A 16,644-nucleotide genomic window follows, 5' to 3' on the forward strand; every position below is an offset into this window, starting at 1 on the left:
TCCCCGGACCGGCGGCGGGCGGGGTCGTCGCGGACGTCTCGCTCCATTGGACGGTCAGGACCGCGCACATGCACCCCGTCTGGTGGACGCGCATCGGCCGGATCGACATCCGGGACGGCCGCCCGCCCGCACCCGGGACCTGCACGGTCGTGGTGCCCCTCCCGGAAGGGACGGCGCCCGCCGCCTCCTGGCCCGCGCACCCCGCGGGATGGTGGCCGCACACGGGTCGCACCGGGCCGGCCGGCTGGGTGAGCTGGCACGCCCCGGCCTGCCGGGCGGTGCCCCCGGCGGGCCGCGCTCAGTAGCGGGTGACGAGGGCGATGCGGCCGTGGTCGACGAGGAAGCCGTCGGAGACGAACGTGACCTCGCCGCCGTACTCCAGGACCGTCTCGATGACGTCGTCCACGGCGTCGTCGACGACGTCCGCGCCCCGGAGGACGCCGGGCATGCCGTCCATCGGGACGAGTTCGCCCGGTGTCCGCACCGCGGGCGCGTAGTAGCCGCGCTCGACCACGAGGTGCTCGCCGCGCCCCTCCTCGACCAGCCGCGTGACCTCGCAGAGCCCGCCCGCGTAGCGCTGGATGCTGCGCGCGGCCTCCAGTTCGGCCAGCACGCCCACCTCGCGGAGGTCGTCGTAGGCGGCCAGGGCCGGGCGCGCCGCCTCGGCGAGCGTGCTGGGCGAGGCGCCCTCGAAGCTGCCGTCGACGCGTCCCGCCACGGTGGTGTTCGGGCCCGACATCTCGTCGAACAGCGCCTGGTGGCGGGTGACGCCCGCGATGATGAGGGGGCGGCGGTCCCGGGCGAGGACGCGGTCGACGGCGCTCGCGACCTCCCGGACGGTCTGGCGGTGGCGTTCCCCGTCGCCACCGCCGTCGCCGCCGCGGGCGGGACGCCGGGCGGCCCGGCCGGAGCCGGCCTCGTCGATCGGCTCGGGCTCGATGGGGAAGCCGTTCCGGGTGTGCTCGGACAGGTGCCCGTCGTGGCCGTCCCACAAGCGGTTGCGGTGGTCCGACAGGGACAGCAGCCAGTAGCGCGGGGTGCGCGTGTAGTCGGCGACGAGGTCGCGGGTGGCGAAGCCGGTGTCGACGACGACCCGCTCGTCGACCGGCTGGCCGATCGTGAACGCGTGGTGCTCTCCGTCCGGGGCGGCGAACAGGACCAGCCCCTCCGAGGCGTGGCGCAGGTCGATCTCGCCCGCGGCGCGGTCCAGGGCGCGCATCACCTGGTCGGCGGCGTCCGCCGTCACCCGGATGTCGTCGCGCAGGCGGCGGCGCACCTCCGCGAGCAGGTTGCGCAGCCGGATCGGATCCTGCCGGTTCTCCGGGAGCGCCCGGTGCGTCGGCATCAGCACCGAGACCGCCGGGTAGGTCCGCGGCTTGCGCAGTTCGGACAGCGTCGTGGCGTCCATGATCCCCCGATCGTCAGCCAAGTTCGCTTATGCCTACTTTGTAGCTACTCGTAGGTAAACAAGACGTAAGGGATGGGCCATGGTCAGCCAGGGGTGATGAACGACGTCTCGTACGCCAGGATCACCGCCTGGGTCCGGTCACGGGCCTGGAGCTTCGCCAGGATGTTCCCGACGTGCGTCTTCACCGTCTGCGGGCTCACGAACAGCTCCTCGGCGATTTCGGCGTTCGACCGCCCCTTGGCCATCAGGCGCAGCACGTCCCCCTCCCGCTCGGTGAGCCGCTCGTGCCAGCGCGCCCCGGCCCCGCCGGGCGTCCCGCCGGACGCGCCGTGCCGGGCGGCCAGCTCCCGGATCGCCGCGGGGAACAGCAGGCTGTCGCCGTGCGCGACCATCCGGATCGCCTGCAGGATCTCCTCCGGCCTCGCCCGCTTCAGCAGGAAGCCGTGCGCGCCCGCCTTCAGCGCGTCGTACACGTACTCGTCGTTCTCGAACGTGGTGACGACGATGATCCGCGGCGGTTCCGCCATGGACTCCAGCAGGTGGCGGGTCGCCTGGATGCCGTCGAGCCGCGGCATCCGCACGTCCATCAGCACGACGTCGGGACGCAGCCGGTTCACCTGCCCCGGCACCTCCGCGCCGTCCGCCGCCTCGCCGACCACGGCCAGGTCCGCCTCGGCGTCGATGATGGCCGCCAGCCCCGCCCGGATCAGCCGCTCGTCGTCGACCAGCAGCACCTTGATGGTCATGATCCGGACCTTAGCGGCAGCGAGACGCGCAGGCACCAGCGTTCGCCGTCCGGTCCGGCGCTCATCTCGCCGCGCAGCACGGTGACGCGCTCGCGGACGCCGCCGAGGCCGCGCCCGCCGCCGTGGCCGGCGCCGTCGCCGGTGCCGTGCGGATCGCCGAGCGGATTGCTCATCTCGATCTCCAGCCGTTCGTCCGCGACCCCGAGCCGGAGCCGCACCGGTACCTTCCCCGCGTGCCGCAGCGCGTTCGTCAGCCCCTCCTGGACGATCCGGTACGCCTCACGGGAGACCGCGGCCGGGACGCGGCCCACCTCGGGGCCGATCTCCGCGTCGAGCCGCACGCCGGCGATCCGCGTCTGCTCCAGCAGCCGGCCGAGGTCCCCGAGGGTGGCCTGCGGCGCCGTGCGGGACGGGTCCTCGCGCAGCAGCCCGAGCACGTGGTCGAGGTCCTCCAGCGCCGCGCGGGCCGAGTCCTCGATCGCGCCGAGCGCCTCCCGCGCGAACACCGGGTCGCTGTCGAGCACCCGGCCGGCCGCCCCGGCCTGGAGCGTCACCACGCTGAGCGCGTGGCCCACCGAGTCGTGCAGCTCCCGCGCCAGCCGGTTGCGCTCGGCCAGCTCGACGGCCCTCGCCTCCATCTCGGCGAGCCGCTCGGCGGCCGACGGGCCGAGGAACCGCGGCGCCAGCCGCGCCAGCAGCGTGCCGGTGCCGACGACCAGCGCGAGCAGCACCGCCATGGACGCGAGCCCGACCAGCGGGAGCGGCCACTGCGGCCAGCCGCCCCGCCAGCCCCAGCTCTCCAGGAACGGGGTGTCCCAGCTCACCGCCGGGGCGAGGACCGTCACGGCCGCGAACGGCGGGATCACCAGGCTCAGCCCGCTGACCACCACGCCCGCGGACAGGTGCAGGGTGAACCAGGCCGCGGCCCTGACCCGGCTCTCCCACGACCGCGCCGGGCCCGGGACGAGGTCCGCCGCGGGGCCCCCGAGCAGTTCCCGGGCGAGGGACCCCTCCAGCAGCCGGACGGTCGGGACGAGCCCGGTCACGAACACCGCCGCCGTCGGCACCGCGAGCAGCGACAGCACGAGGACGACGGCGAGGTTCTCGGTCGGCAGGGGCGAGACGACGCTGAGCGCGAAGAACCAGTACGGCATCAGCAGCGCGCCGCCCACCACGAGGTGGGCCCAGCGCCGCCAGGTCCTCCGCTCGATCAGCGGCCGCGCGAAACGCATCACCCCTCGATCGTGGCAGACCGGGACGGCCCGCCCCTCCCCCGCGAGAGGGAGACGCGCTCAGCCGCCTTCGCCCTGCTTACCGGCCTGCTGCCGCTCCCCCGCCTTCGTCCCGGCGGCCTTGCCCTCGGCGGCGCGGTCGTGCTCAGCGAGCTTGGCGAGGCGGGCGTTGTAGGCGGCCAGCTCATCGTCCTCGGGACGCCCTCCGGGCTGCGCGGCGCGGTCGGCCCGGCGGTCCTGGCGCCGCGCCTGCCGCTGGTCGTCGGTGTACCACTGGAAGCCGAGGAAGAGCAGGACGATGAACGTCGGGATCTCGCCGAAGGCCCACGCGATCGCGCCGCCGGTGTGCTGGTCGTGCAGGACGGTGGTGCCCCACGGCGGGTCGACGGCGGCGTACCAGCCGGGGGCGAGCGCCTGGCTCATGTTCATCAGCGCGATGCCGAAGAACGCGTGGAACGGCATCGTCACGAACAGCAGGAGGAGGCGCGCGGGGTAGGGCAGCTTCCTCGGCGCCGGGTCGACGCCGAGCAGCACCCAGAAGAACAGCGACCCGGCCGCCAGGAAGTGCACCATCATCGCGATGTGGCCGAGGTGGTTGCGCATCGCCGCCTCGAACAGCGGCGTGAAGTACAGCGCGAAGATGCTCACCACGAAGATGATCGTCGCCACCGCGGGGTGCGCGACGAGCGCGACGTAGCGGCTGTGCAGGACCGCCGTCAGCCATTCGCGCGGGCCGCGGTCGCCGCGGATCCGGGCGGGCTTGAGGGCGCGCAGCGCCAGCGTCACCGGCGCGCCGACGACCAGGAAGATCGGCGTCAGCATGTTCAGCACCATGTGCTGCGCCATGTGGACGCTGAACAGGATCGGCGCGTACTTCCCGACGCCGGTCTGGGTGACGATCACGATGGACAGCAGGCCGACGAACCAGGCGGCGGTGCGGCCCACCGGCCAGCCGTCGCCCCGCTTCCGCAGCCGCAGCACGCCCGCGAGGTAGAGGCCGCCGAGCACCAGGACCAGGACGGCGAAGAACAGGTCGAACTGCCACAGCGTCGCCAGCCGGAGCGGGGTGACCTCCGGCGGCATGTCGTAGCCGAGCAGCGTCTTGACCGCGGACTCCGGGGCCTCCGGCGGAGGCGGGGCGGTGCGGGCCAGCGCGACGGCCAGGCCCATCGTGGCGGCCATGACCGCCGTCTCGACGACGGCGAACCGGGTGAACGCCAGGGGCCTGCGGTCGGCGAGGGCGGGCAGCGTCCGGTTCCGGTGCCACCAGCCGAACAGGCCGAGCGCGCCGAACGCGATGATCTTCCCGAGGGCCAGCCGGCCGTAGTTCGTCTCGACCAGCTCGACCGGGTCGGGCAGCCGGGCGATCACGTTCACCATGCCGCTGGCGCCGACGACGATGAAGCACCACAGCGCCATCCGGCTGAACCGCTCCGCCATGACCGGCAGCCGGTCGCGGCGGAGCATCGCGTGGACGGCGAGGACGGCGAGGCCGCCGACCCACGGGGCGACGGCGGCGACGTGCAGGGCCACGCCCGTCGTCGCGACGGCGTGGTTGGCGGCGGAGGCCGAGTGGCCGGTGAGCGGCGCCGGGAGCAGCGCGATCCCGGCCATCGCCAGCAGCCCGAAGGCGGCGGCGGGCGTGGTGGTGGTGCGGGCCAGCAGCGCCACGACCACGGCGAGCAGCACCACCAGCATGAGGGCGGTGCCCTGGGGCAGCGAGCCGACGTAGCTGGTCAGCTCGCTGCCGGTGACGACCTCGTGGACCGGCTGGCCGAGGACGTCGGCGACGGTGAACACCAGGGTGCCCGCCGCGGCGGCGGCCCAGCCGGCGGCGAACCAGGACGCGGCCCGCACGTAGCCGACCGCGTCCGCGGACAGCCGGGCCGCCCCGCGCCCGCCCTCGACGGGCAGCAGCGCGGCGGCGGCCAGCAGGGTTCCGACGGTGAGGGCGGACAGCAGGTTCATCGCCGTCCGCGAGGCGGGCAGCCCCCACCGGGTGAGGGCGCCCGGGTCCCCCAGGCCGGGGATCACCTTCTCGGTGACCGAGCCGCCGAGGACCAGGCCGCCCACCAGGACGGCGGCGGCCGCGGCCAGCGCGACCGCGGCGGCCTGAACGACGCCCAGGGTGCCCTTGTTCACCTATTCACCGCCGGTCCCCGCCTGGTGCTTGCGCTTGGCGCGGTACACGATGCCGAGGCCGATGCCGATGCCGATCAGCAGGCCCGCGATGATCAGCACCCACAGCAGCGCGCCGGAGCCGGACCCCTTCTCCTCCTCCGCCGCCTGCTCCTGGTCGATCTTGAGCGGCTCCTCGTCGGCGGTGGCCGCGGGGCCGGTCTGCTCCGCGGCGCCGACGCCGCCCGCGGGCGGCGCGGGCGCGGCGCCGCCGGTGGGGATCTCGGTGGGGAGGCCGGTGACGGGCGGGGGCGTCGGGCCGCCGACCGCGGTGAACGTCAGCCGGTCGCTCTGGACGGGGTGCCCGTCCTGCCCGACGACCCGGTAGGCCACCGAGTAGATGCCGACGGGCAGGGTGCCGGCGAGCCGCTGCGTGACCGTCGTCCCCGAGAGCTCGGCCTCCCCCTTCTGGAACGTCTTGCCCGTCCCGTCCCTGACCACGACCTCGGCGACGTTGATCTTCTCGCTGAAGACCAGCTTCACCTCGGCCGGCTTCTCCGCCGTGGCGCCCATGGCGGGGGTGCTCTCCGTCAGCCGGGGATGCGCCAGCGCGGGCGGCGCCATGACGACGGTGAGCAGGGCGGCGGCGAGCGCGGCGATGCCGAGGCCGCGCGCGGGCCTGCGGAACTTGAGGATGTTCATGGGTGGCCGGGTTCTCCAGTGGGGCGGAAGGGGTTCCCCCACCCTACTGAGCCCGCCGGAGTGGCACAGCCCGGGTTTCAGGCCGCTTTCACCGCGCCGCGCCTCATACCCCCACACAGGTCAGGGCGCGCCGGTACGCCGCCATCCGGGGCTCGTCGGCGGTGCCCGTCTCGGCGAGGACCTCGGCGAGGTCGAACCACGCCTGCGCGGCCTCCCGGGAGGACTCCATCTCCTCCAGGCAGGTGGCGGCGCGGGTCAGCGCCTCGACGGCGCGGTCGCGGCGGCCGAGCCGCACCGACGCCTCGCCGAGCACCGTCAGCGCCCCGGCGGCCGCGCGGCGCGGCGCGTCCCCGAGCAGGTCCAGGGCCTCCTCGGCGAGCCGCGCCCCCTCGGCGGGGCGGCCGAGCGCCGTCTCGGCGCGGGCCAGCTCCGTCAGGCACCAGGCGACGTCGATCTCCCCGGACGCGCTGGCGCTGATCTCGTCGCGGACCCGGGCGAGCAGGTCGCGGGCGTGCGCGGCCTGGTCGGGCCGGGCGCGCAGCAGCAGCGCGGCGTACCGGACGCGGAGCCGGCCGAGGTCGCGGGGGTCCGCGCCGTCGCCGGCCAGCATCAGCGCGCGCTCGGCGAGGGCGACGCCCTCCTCGTGGTCGCCGCGGATCTCCGCGACGTGCGCGGCCTCCCAGTAGGCGACCATCCGGGCGCGGGGGCTGCCGATCCGCTCGGCCCGCTCGATGAGCTGGGCGGCGAGCTGGCCGGCCCGGACGAGATCGCCCCGCTCGATGAACGCGGTGAGCAGCGCCGCGCCGAGGTGGACGGCCGCGTCGGTGGAGTCGGCGCCGGCGGCGATGAGGTGCCGCAGCGCGCTCTCGGCGGCCTGCACGCCGGCGCTGATGTCGCCGCGCTCGCGCAGGCAGCGGCTCAGCGCGACGTGCAGCCGCGCCCAGTGGTCGAGGTCGCTCTCGGCGGACGCCTGGGCGGTCAGCTCCCGCAGCCCGGCGATCGCCTCCTCCAGCTCCCCGGCGGCCTCCAGCGCGAGGGCGTGCCCCCACCGCGCCTGGTGCAGCATGTCCGGCAGCGCGACCGCGTCGGCGCTGGCGAGCACCTCGGCGTACCGCGCCCGCGCCTCGGCCGCCGCGCCGTTGCTCAGCGCGATCTCGGCGTAGTCGAGGGTGACGCGCAGCTCGTCCACGACGTCCTCGCTGACGCCGCTGACGAGGTAGGTCGCCGAGCAGTTCAGCTTCGCGGCGAGCAGCTCGACCACGCTCGGCGCGGGCACCCGCTTGTCGCTCTCGATCAGCGAGATGTAGCTGTCGGACAGCTCGGGGAACGCGAGCTGCGCCTGACTCACGCCCTGCCGGATCCGCAGGGCGCGGATGCGCTGCCCCAGTGTCTCCCGGTCCATCGTGTGACCACCGCCTACAGAGTGTCGCTGGCTAACGGGTGCTCGCCGGCTGCGTCGCGCGCAGGGCGAGGAAGAAGTCGACCCGGTCCTCAAGTGTGCCGAGGTCCCGGCCGGTGAGGTCCTCGATTCGCCGGATTCGGTACCGAAGCGTGTTCACGTGGACGTGCAGCCGCGTCGCGGTGCGGCTCCAGGACCCCGAGCATGCCAGGAAGACCTCCAGCGTGTGCACGAGCTCGGCCTGCCGGCTGCTGTCGTACTCCTCCAGCGGGCCGAGCATCCGGGCGCGGAAGGACGAGCGGGTGCCCTCCGGGACCGACGCCAGCAGGCGCGCATAGGAGTCGAGGGCGTCCATCCGGGCCGTCTCTCGCATTCGCACCCGGGCAGGCTATAGCGGACGCGCCGCCGCCGTCACGCTGCGGAAGGCGGGAATCACGACGGGACACGGCCGCGCGGGCGGGAGCCGGTGCGGACGGCCCCGGGCCGGGCGGTTACCCTGTGCACGCCGTTTCCGAGTCCACGCTGCTGAAAGCGGAGCACCCGCCATGTCCGACACCAAAGCCGGAAGTACCGACGCTTCACCGCCGGCGGGCGGCAGCGGGCCGCTGGAGCGGCTGTTCGAGATCAAGGCGCGCGGGTCGACCGTGCCGCGCGAGCTGCGCGGCGGCGTCACCACGTTCTTCGCGATGGCCTACATCATCCTGCTGAACCCGATCATCCTGGGCGGGGCGCAGGACGTCACCGGCGCGACGCTGTCGATCCCGCAGCTGACCACGATGACCGCGCTGTCGGCGGCGATCGCCACGGTCCTCATGGGCCTGGTCGGGAACGTTCCGTTCGCGCTCGCCGCGGGCCTCGGCATCAACGCGCTGGTGGCGTTCCAGGCGGCCCCGGTGATGACGTGGCCGCAGGCGATGGGCCTGGTGGTGATCGAGGGCGCGGTCATCGTGGTGCTCGCGGTCACCGGGATCCGCGAGCGGATCATGAACTCGATCCCGCTGGCGCTCAAGCACGCGATCGCGGTCGGCATCGGCCTGTTCCTCGCGCTGGTCGGCCTGTACGACGCGGGGTTCGTCACGTCCAGCGCCACGAGCCCGCCGCTGTCGCTCGGCGCGGGCGGGCGGCTGGACACCTGGCCGACGGTGGTGTTCGGGCTCACCCTGCTGCTGATGATCGTGCTGTACGTGCGGCGGGTGCCCGGGGCCATCCTGATCAGCATCATCGCCGGCGCGATCGGCGCCGTGGTCATCGAGGCGAACGCGGACATCAAGGAGGGCGGCTGGGGCGTGGTGACCCCGCGCGTCCCCGACAGCCTGTTCGCCATGCCCGACTTCGGACTCTTCGGACAGTTCGACCTGTTCGGCGGCTTCGCCCGGGCGGGGGTCATCACCGCGCTGGTCGTGCTGTTCACGCTGGTCCTGTCGGGGTTCTTCGACGCGATGGGCACGATCCTCGGCGTCAGCGACGAGGCCGGCCTGCTGGACGAGAAGGGCCGGGTGCCGAAGCTCGGCAAGATCCTGTCCGTGGACGGCCTGTCGGCCGCGTTCGGCGGGGTGACCAGCTCGTCCGCCAACACGGTGTTCGTGGAGTCGGCGGCCGGCGTCGGCGAGGGCGCCCGGACGGGCCTGGCCAACATCGCCACCGGCGCGCTGTTCGCCGTGACGCTGTTCCTCACCCCGCTCGCCGCGACCGTGCCCGCCCAGGCCGCCGCGCCCGCGCTCGTCCTCGTCGGCGCGCTGATGATGACGCAGGTCGCCAAGGTGGACTGGACGGACCTCGACCTCGTCATCCCGGCGTTCCTGACCATCGTGCTGATGCCGTTCACGTTCTCGATCACGATCGGGATCGGCGCCGGCATGGTGAGCTACGCGCTGATCAAGCTGGCGCGCGGCAGGGTCCGCGAGGTGTCGATCTGGCTGTGGCCGGTGGTCGTGCTGTTCATGCTCTTCTTCCTCATCAACCCCATCGAGCAGTGGCTGGGCGTGCGCTAGCCGCCACTGCGCGTCGACCTCGGGCCGTGCCACGCCCGCCTGCCGCCACATTCGAGACCTTCGGGGACGTTCGCGGGTGTCAATTAGTGCCGTCATGACGTAAGCAGAAGGTAGAGCCTTACCTCCGGCGTGAAAGGCGTGGCCGTGTCCGCGGACTCTTCCCCCCACCCGTCGCCGCCGGGTCACGTCCTGCTGGCGCCTGACAGGTTTCCGGGAGCGCTGACCGCGGCGCAGGCGGCACGGCACCTCGCGGCCGGGCTGCGGCGCGTCCGGCCGGGCGTCCCGCTGGTGGAGCTGCCGGTGGCCGACGGCGGCGAGGGCACCGTCGAGGCCGCGGTCGCCGCCGGGTGGCGGGGGGTCGAGGCGGAGGTGTGCGGCCCGACGGGCCGCCCGGTCACCGCGCGGCTCGCGATCAACGGCCGCAGCGCCGTGGTGGAGCTCGCCGAGGCGTCCGGCGTGCGGCGGCTGCCCGGCGGCAAGCCGCGCCCGCTGCACGCGTCCAGCCTCGGCACGGGCCAGCTCCTCGCGCACGCGGTGCGGCTCGGCGCCCGCCGGATCGTGCTCGGCCTCGGCGGCGGCGCCTGCACCGACGGCGGCGCGGGGCTGGTGCAGGGGCTCGGCGGGCGGCTGCTCGACGCGCTCGGCAAGGACCTGCCGCCCGGCGGGGCGGCGCTGCGGTCGCTGCACGCCCTCGACCTGCGCGGGCTGCCCGACATGTCCGGCATCGAGGTGGTGCTCGCGGCGGACTCCGCGGGCCCGCTGCTCGGCCGCACCGGCGCCGCGGCCGTGGACGGGCGGCGCCGCGGCGCGACCCGCGACGAGGTCCGGCTGCTGGACGCCGGGCTGCGCCGCTGGGCCGACCTGGCGGAGGCGGCGTCCCGCACCGCGGCCCGCGACCTGCCCGGCGCCGGCACCGCGGGCGGCGTCGGGTTCGCCGCGCTGGCCTTCCTCGGCGCGACGATCGAGCCGGGCGCCTCGCTCATGCTCGACCTGCTGGGCTTCGCCGAGAAGGCGCGGGGCGCGCACCTGGTCGTGACCGGCGAGGGCTCGCTCGACACCCGCTCGCTGCGCGGCACGGCGCCGATCGGGGTCGCCCGCGCCGCCGCCCGCGCGGGCGCGCCCGTCGTCGCGGTCGCCGGCCGGCGCGGCCTCACCGGCGAGCAGCTCCGCAAGGCGCGCATCCAGGCCGCCTACGCGCTGGCCGACATCGAACCCGACGCCGAGCGCCGCGTCCGGCGGGCCGGCCCGCTGCTGGAGCAGCTGACGGTGGCGATCGCCGACGAGTGGCTGCCCCCCGCCGGGCCCCGGTTCGGATCGCTCCAACGGGCGTGAGGCCGCGCGCGGGGTCCCGGCCGGGCGGTGAGCGCATAAGGTACCGATTGGGGGATGTCCCCCAGGGGTATTCGGGCGTGCGCCCTCGGAAGGATTGTGAGGACGGAGATGACGACCAGCGAGGCCCCCACCCGCGGTTACACCGCCACCAAGGACCAGCTGCAGACCCGGCTGGCCCGGATCGAGGGGCAGGTGCGCGGCATCGACCGGATGGTCGCCGAGGACCGCTACTGCATCGACATCCTCACGCAGATCAGCGCCGTCCAGGCCGCGCTCGACAAGGTCGCGCTCGGCCTGCTCGACGGGCACGTGCGGCACTGCGTGGCCGAGGGCGCCGAGGAGGGCAAGGGGGACGCGATGTCCACCGAGCTGATGGCGGCCGTGGGCCGGCTGATGCGCCGCGGCTGACCGCGCCCCCGCCGCCGCTCAGGGGACAACCCTCGGGAGGCGCGCTCAGGAGGCGCGCTCAGGAGGCGATGGACCAGGTGGCGAGGTCCGCCTCGTGCATGCGCGTGAGCTCCCGGGCCCGCTGGGCGTCCGGGGAGTAGCGGAACCGCTCGGGGACGGCGTGCGACGTCCGGTACAGGCCCTTGAGCGTCAGCGTGGCGGCCAGGTCGGACGTGGGCAGCCCCGGCAGCCCGTACATGCGGCGGGCCCAGCGCGGCAGCGTCGCGACGACCAGCGTGCCGAGGGCGGGCGCGGCGAGCTTCAGCGGCAGCATGCGCCGCGGCACGGCCGGGTTGAACATGCGGCGCAGCCCGTCGCGGGCCTCCCGGCAGGCGTAGATCCGCCGCCGCATCTCCGCGTAGTACTCCGCCATCTCCGCGACCGTGGCGGGGACGCCGGCGGGGTCGAGGCCGACGACGGCCGCCGCGCGGCGCTGCTCATCCACGAAGGCGTCGGCGTCCGCGGCCGTCAGCGGCACCCCGGCGCGGCGCGCCACGTCCAGGTACGAGTCGACCTCGCCGAGGTGGACCCAGAGCAGGTTCTCCGGGTCGTCGACCGGGAACGTCTCGCCGGTGCGCATGTCGAGGCCGGTCAGCTTGGAGTGCAGCTTGCGGACCCGGCGGCCCACCCGCTCGACCTCCGCCTCCGTCCCGTAGGTGCGGACGCGGACGAACTCGACCGTCCGGCCGAGCCGCGCCCAGGCGGCGGACGGGTCCATGAGCTCGGAGTTCTGCGCGGTGCCCCACATCGAGCGCGGGTGCAGGCCCTGCAGCAGCAGCGCCCTGATCCCGCCGACGATCAGGACGGGCTCGCCCATGACCCGCCAGGTCACCGAGCCGGGCCCGAACAGCCCGTGGTCCGCGTTCTCCCGCCGGTGAGGGACGGTGCCCATCTCATCGCGCACGTCTACCGCCTTCCGTCGCCGCGGTCGGGGAGGGACACCCGGCCGGGGTAACGGAAACTTACCCCGACTTGACGGACATGACACGACCGGGGGCCGCGTCGGAGCTGGTCATCGCGTCCCCCGGCGGCTCCCGGCAGCCCCCGCCGGCCGCTCTGGTCGGCCGCTCCCGTCAGTCGCTCTCGTCGTCGACGGCGTCGTCGCTCTCGCCGGGCTCGGTCTGCTCGGTGATCCAGGTCAGGTAGTCCATGCTGCCCGCGACCACCGGGGTCGCGATGATCTCCGGGGTGTCGTAGGAGTGCACCTCGGTGATCAGCGTCGCCAGCTCCTCGAACCGGTCGACGGAGGTCTTGAACAGGACCATCCACTCCTCCGCCGACTCGATCTCGCCCTCCCACCAGTAGGTGCTGGCGATCGGGCCGACGAGCTGGGCGCAGGCGGCGAACCGCTCGGCCACCGCGGCCTTGGCCAGCTCGGCCGCCTCGGCCCGGGAGTCGGTCGTGGTCGTCACCTGCACGTAAGAGTGCGCCATGGCACGACTCCTTCCCGCTCGCCGGCCACTCCTACCGCCCGGCCGGCCGGACGACCATCGCGCTGCCGCCGCCGCGCCGCGCCGGCTCCGCCACCGCCTGGACGAGCCCCGGCCGCAGGACCTCCAGGGCGGTCGCGGCGCCGATCACGCCCGCGGGCGGGCCGGGGAAGGCCGCCAGCCGGTGCCCGCGCGCCGCCAGGGCCGGGCCGTACCGGTCGAGGAACGCCTGCTCGGCGAAGACCTGCGGGGTGTTGCGCTGCGTCGCGCGCGGGGCGGCGAGCGCGGCGGGCAGGTCCATGCCGAGGTCGATGCGGTTCAGCAGGATCTGCAGCACGGTCGTGATGATCGTCGATCCGCCGGGGGTGCCGAGCGCCAGCCTGGGCCGGCCGTCGTCGAGCACGATCGTCGGGGACATGCTGCTGCGCGGCCGCTTGCCCGGCCCCGGCAGGTTCGGGTCGGGCGCCGCGCCGGGCGGCGGCGGCCGGAAGGAGAAGTCGGTGAGCTGGTTGTTGAGCAGGAAGCCGCGCCCGGGGACGGTGATGCCGCTGCCGCCGAACTGCTCGATGGACAGCGTGTAGGAGGCGACGTTGCCCCACTTGTCCGCGACGACGAGGTGGGTGGTCTGCGGCCCCTCGGCGGCGAGCGGCCGGGCCGGCGCGCCCGCCGGGGCGCACGGGCGGTAGTCGCCGTCCGGCGATCCGGGGGCGACGGGCGCCTCGGCGGCGCGGTCCGGGTCGATCAGGCAGGCGCGCTCGCGGGCGTACCCGCGCGACAGCAGCTCGGCCACGGGGACGTCCACCTTGTCGGCGTCGCCCAGGTACCGGCCGCGGTCGGCGTAGGCCAGCTTGGACGCCTCCAGGTAGTGGTGCAGGGCGTCCGCCGGGTCGCGCTCGTCCAGGCGGAAGGCGCCCATGATGTTGAGGGCCTCCCCCACCGTCGTGCCGCCGGACGACGACGGCGGCATGCCGTAGACGTCCATGCCCCGGTAGGTGACGCGGGTGGGCCTGCGCAGCAGGGCGCGGTAGGCGTCCAGATCGCGGGTGGTCATCAGGCCGGGGCGGACGTTGCGGGAGGCGTCCGGATCGATCGGCGGGTCGGTGACCGTCCGCACGATCTCCCTCCCCAGCCGCCCCTCGTAGAACCAGTCGGTCCCGCGCTCGGCCAGTTCCCGGTAGGTGGCGGCCAGGTCGGGGTTGCGGAACACCGATCCGACGGCGGGGACGCGCCCGTCCGGCAGGAACAGCTCGCGGGTCGGGACGATGTCGCGGAACCGGTCGGCGTTCAGCGCCGTCTGGTCGTGGAACTCCCGGTCCACGACGAAGCCCCGCTCGGCGACGGCGATCGCCGGGCGGAGCAGGCGGCCGAGGTCGCGGCTGCCGAAGCGGCGCAGGGCGAGGTCCCACTGCGCGAGGGTGCCGGGCACGCCGACGCCGAGCCCGCTGGTGACGGCCTGGTCGAACGGGAGCGGCTCGCCGGTCGCCGGGTCGAGGAAGGCGTCCTCCCCCATCCGCCGCGGCGCGGTCTCGCGGCCGTCGAGGGCGTGGACGCGGCGCGTGCGGGCGTCGTAGTAGGTGAGGTATCCCCCGCCGCCGATCGCCGCGACGTACGGTTCGGTGACGCCGAGGGTGGCGCCGGCGGCGACGGCCGCGTCCATCGCGTTGCCGCCGCGCCTGAGCACGTCCAGCGCGGTGCGGGTGGCGTACGGGTCGACCGTGGAGACCGCGCCGCCGTACCCCGTCGCGACCGGCCGCTTCTCCGGCTGCCAGGGCCGCGGCTTCGCGGCGGCGCCCGCCGCGGGGACGGCCAGGGACGCGGCGGTGGTGAGCGCGGCCAGGGCCGCGGCCCCGCGCACGGCGCGCGACGGCGCGGGGCCCGGCGGGCGCGGCGGTGCCTTCGAGGACGATGGGGAGCGGAACACCGGACCTCCAATGAACGCGGCGGTACCACGTTGTCACCGATCTTCGCCGGGCACCAGCATCACAAAGATCGTAAAGCGCTTTCATCCTAGGAAATCAGGGCTATTCGGTCGGGAACGATCCATTGAAACCGATTCGGTTTCCGGTCCGAGACAGGAGCCGCAGCACGTCGTCCCGGGCCCCTACCAGCCGGTTTGTCACTCTCCGACAACCGGTGCGCCCCACGAATCCACCACAAAACGTTGCGATTATGGTCGTACCTGGTGAATTCTTAGGGGCTCGGCAGACCACCATCTCGCGATCAGCGGCGCGGGTTCAGGCCAGGGGGGAAACCTATGACCTGGGACATGCGCGTGCGCAACAACATGTTCCGGCGGCTGCCGGTGGAACGCGCGACCGGGCGGCTCTACGGCGGCCGGCACCGGCTGCGCGTCGTCTACCGGACCCGCGACCTCGTCGTGCTCGGCCTCGGCGTCATGATCGGCTCCGGCATCTTCAAGATCGCCGGTGAGCAGGCCGCCGCGACCGCGGGCCCCGGCGTGCTCATCTCGTTCCTCATCGCCGGCGGCGTCTGCCTGCTGGTCGCGCTCGCGTTCGCCGAACTGTCGTCGATCATCCCGGTGGCGGGCAGCTCCTACTCCTTCTCCTACGTCGCGTTCGGCGAGGTGTGGGCGTGGATCGTCGGCTGGGCCCTGATCATGGAGCTGCTGCTGGCCGCGTCGGTCCTCGCGCGGGTGTGGTCGCTGTACGCGGCGCAGGCGCTGAGCGGCTTCAGCGTGCCGGTGCCCGAGTGGCTCGCCGGCCTCATCGGGCAGGAGAAGGGCCCCGACCTGTTCGCCCTGCTCATCCTGCTGCTGGTCGTGCTGATGCTCGCCACCGGCAGCCGGCTGAGCCTGAAGACCCTGTGGTACATGGTGCTGGCCAAGGTCATCGTGATCGGGCTCGTCATCGCCACCGGGCTGAAGTTCTTCAGCCCCGGCAACCTCACCCCGTTCGTGCCGCCCGCCCGGCCCGCGCCCGAGCGCGACCAGACCGTGCTGGACGCGGTGCTCGGCGCGGCCGGCGGCGGGACCCCGCACGTGTTCGGCATCTGGGGGATCTTCGCGGCGGCGCCCGCCATCGCCTTCGCCTACATCGGGTTCGACCTCATCGCGACCGCGTCCGAGGAGACCGAGGACGCGCCCCGCAAGGTGCCGCGCGGCATCATCACGGCGCTGCTCGCCGCCGTCGTGCTGTACGCGGCCGTGGCGTTCGCGCTGGTCGGCATGGTGGGCACCAACGGCTTCGCCGAGCTCAACCCGGACAAGCTGCTGATCGCCGCGGCGTTCGACTCGGTCGGCGCGGGCGTGATGGGCAAGCTCGTCGACGTCGGCGTCGTGCTCGCCCTGACGACCGTCATCCTCGTCGTGCTGATCAGCCTGACCCGGGTGATCTTCTCGATGTCGCGCGACGGGCTGCTGCCGCAGCCGCTGGCGTCCATGAGCCGCTACAAGGTGCCGTCCCGCGCCACGATGCTGGCGGGCGGCGCGGCCGTGGCGATGTCGCAGACGTTCGACGTGCTGACGCTGGAGCAGCTCGTCGTCATGGGGACGCTCTTCGCGTTCCTGTTCGTGCCCGCGTCCGTGCTGGCGCTGCGCCGCTCCCAGCCCGACCTGCACCGCCCGTTCCGGGTGCCGGCGGCGCCGCTCACCGCCGTGGTGTCGATCCTCGCGGTCGGCTGGCTGATGGTGAACCTGAAGGTCCAGACGTGGGCCTACTTCGGCGTCTGGATGCTCGCCGGCCTGCTGCTGTACATGGTCTACGGGCGCCGCTCACCGCCGTGGTGTCGATCCTCGCGGTCGGCTGGCTGATGGTGAACCTGAAGGTCCAGACGTGGGCCTACTTCGGCGTCTGGATGCTCGCCGGCCTGCTGCTGTACAT

At 74.2% G+C, this 16,644-nt stretch carries 14 protein-coding genes and 1 pseudogene; 5 read left to right on the top strand and 10 right to left on the bottom strand.

What is annotated here, in order from left to right; all coding sequences use genetic code 11:
- On the top strand, positions 1 to 305 hold a 305-nt coding region (locus E1200_RS19585; protein WP_207933436.1), incomplete at its 5' end, for a hypothetical protein.
- Here E1200_RS19585 and E1200_RS19590 read toward each other — a convergent pair.
- From E1200_RS19590 to E1200_RS19620, 7 genes and pseudogenes are all read right to left on the bottom strand, one after another.
- Positions 299 to 1,408, bottom strand: coding sequence for a hypothetical protein (locus E1200_RS19590; protein WP_131953494.1), 1,110 nt, complete (start codon positions 1,406 to 1,408; stop codon positions 299 to 301). The two genes, E1200_RS19585 and E1200_RS19590, sit on opposite strands and share 7 nt — an antisense overlap.
- Before the next feature lie 83 nt (positions 1,409 to 1,491).
- Positions 1,492 to 2,154: a response regulator transcription factor gene (locus tag E1200_RS19595; RefSeq protein WP_131953495.1), complete on the bottom strand. Its 663-nt coding sequence runs from the start codon at positions 2,152 to 2,154 to the stop codon at positions 1,492 to 1,494.
- Positions 2,151 to 3,386: a histidine kinase gene (locus E1200_RS19600; protein WP_131953503.1), complete on the bottom strand. Its 1,236-nt coding sequence runs from the start codon at positions 3,384 to 3,386 to the stop codon at positions 2,151 to 2,153. Before E1200_RS19600 ends, E1200_RS19595 begins: the two co-directional genes overlap by 4 nt.
- Positions 3,387 to 3,446: 60 nt before the next feature.
- The gene (locus E1200_RS19605) at positions 3,447 to 5,528 is read right to left on the bottom strand and encodes a bifunctional copper resistance protein CopD/cytochrome c oxidase assembly protein (RefSeq protein ID WP_131953496.1); all 2,082 of its coding nucleotides are present in this window, start codon (positions 5,526 to 5,528) and stop codon (positions 3,447 to 3,449) included.
- A complete protein-coding gene (locus E1200_RS19610; protein WP_131953497.1) occupies positions 5,529 to 6,206 on the bottom strand; it encodes a copper resistance protein CopC in 678 nt (225 codons plus the stop codon).
- Positions 6,207 to 6,309: 103 nt separating this feature from the next.
- Positions 6,310 to 7,608: a helix-turn-helix domain-containing protein gene (locus E1200_RS19615; RefSeq protein ID WP_131953498.1), complete on the bottom strand. Its 1,299-nt coding sequence runs from the start codon at positions 7,606 to 7,608 to the stop codon at positions 6,310 to 6,312.
- Between the two features lie 31 nt (positions 7,609 to 7,639).
- Positions 7,640 to 7,951 (bottom strand): annotated as a pseudogene (locus tag E1200_RS19620) (helix-turn-helix domain-containing protein); the annotation flags it as partial.
- Positions 7,952 to 8,150: 199 nt separating this feature from the next.
- Between E1200_RS19620 and E1200_RS19625 the strand changes: the two are divergent.
- From E1200_RS19625 to E1200_RS19635, 3 genes are all read left to right on the top strand, one after another.
- On the top strand, positions 8,151 to 9,596 hold the full coding sequence (locus tag E1200_RS19625) for an NCS2 family permease (RefSeq protein ID WP_131953499.1): 1,446 nt from the start codon (positions 8,151 to 8,153) through the stop codon (positions 9,594 to 9,596).
- A gap of 144 nt (positions 9,597 to 9,740) precedes the next feature.
- On the top strand, positions 9,741 to 10,928 hold the full coding sequence (locus E1200_RS19630; RefSeq protein WP_243708694.1) for a glycerate kinase: 1,188 nt from the start codon (positions 9,741 to 9,743) through the stop codon (positions 10,926 to 10,928).
- Positions 10,929 to 11,036: 108 nt separating this feature from the next.
- Entirely contained in the window at positions 11,037 to 11,336 is a 300-nt protein-coding gene (locus tag E1200_RS19635) for a metal-sensitive transcriptional regulator (protein ID WP_131953500.1), read from the top strand.
- 58 nt (positions 11,337 to 11,394) lie between these two features.
- On the opposite strand, the gene E1200_RS19640 is transcribed toward E1200_RS19635, so the two are convergent.
- The 3 genes from E1200_RS19640 to ggt form a co-directional block, all read right to left on the bottom strand.
- On the bottom strand, positions 11,395 to 12,279 hold the full coding sequence (locus E1200_RS19640; RefSeq protein ID WP_243708695.1) for an oxygenase MpaB family protein: 885 nt from the start codon (positions 12,277 to 12,279) through the stop codon (positions 11,395 to 11,397).
- A 169-nt stretch (positions 12,280 to 12,448) separates the two neighbouring features.
- Positions 12,449 to 12,808 (bottom strand): divalent-cation tolerance protein CutA, encoded by a 360-nt coding sequence (gene cutA, locus E1200_RS19645; protein ID WP_131953501.1) that lies wholly within the window; start codon positions 12,806 to 12,808, stop codon positions 12,449 to 12,451.
- A gap of 31 nt (positions 12,809 to 12,839) precedes the next feature.
- The gene (gene ggt, locus E1200_RS19650; protein WP_347813229.1) at positions 12,840 to 14,726 is read right to left on the bottom strand and encodes a gamma-glutamyltransferase; all 1,887 of its coding nucleotides are present in this window, start codon (positions 14,724 to 14,726) and stop codon (positions 12,840 to 12,842) included.
- A 333-nt stretch (positions 14,727 to 15,059) separates the two neighbouring features.
- On the opposite strand from ggt, the gene E1200_RS19655 reads away from it, so the two are divergent.
- A complete protein-coding gene (locus tag E1200_RS19655) occupies positions 15,060 to 16,574 on the top strand; it encodes an amino acid permease (protein WP_243708696.1) in 1,515 nt (504 codons plus the stop codon).
- Positions 16,575 to 16,644: the final 70 nt, after the last annotated feature.

It is taken from the genome of Actinomadura sp. GC306, from assembly GCF_004348665.1.
Lineage (GTDB): Bacteria > Actinomycetota > Actinomycetes > Streptosporangiales > Streptosporangiaceae > Spirillospora.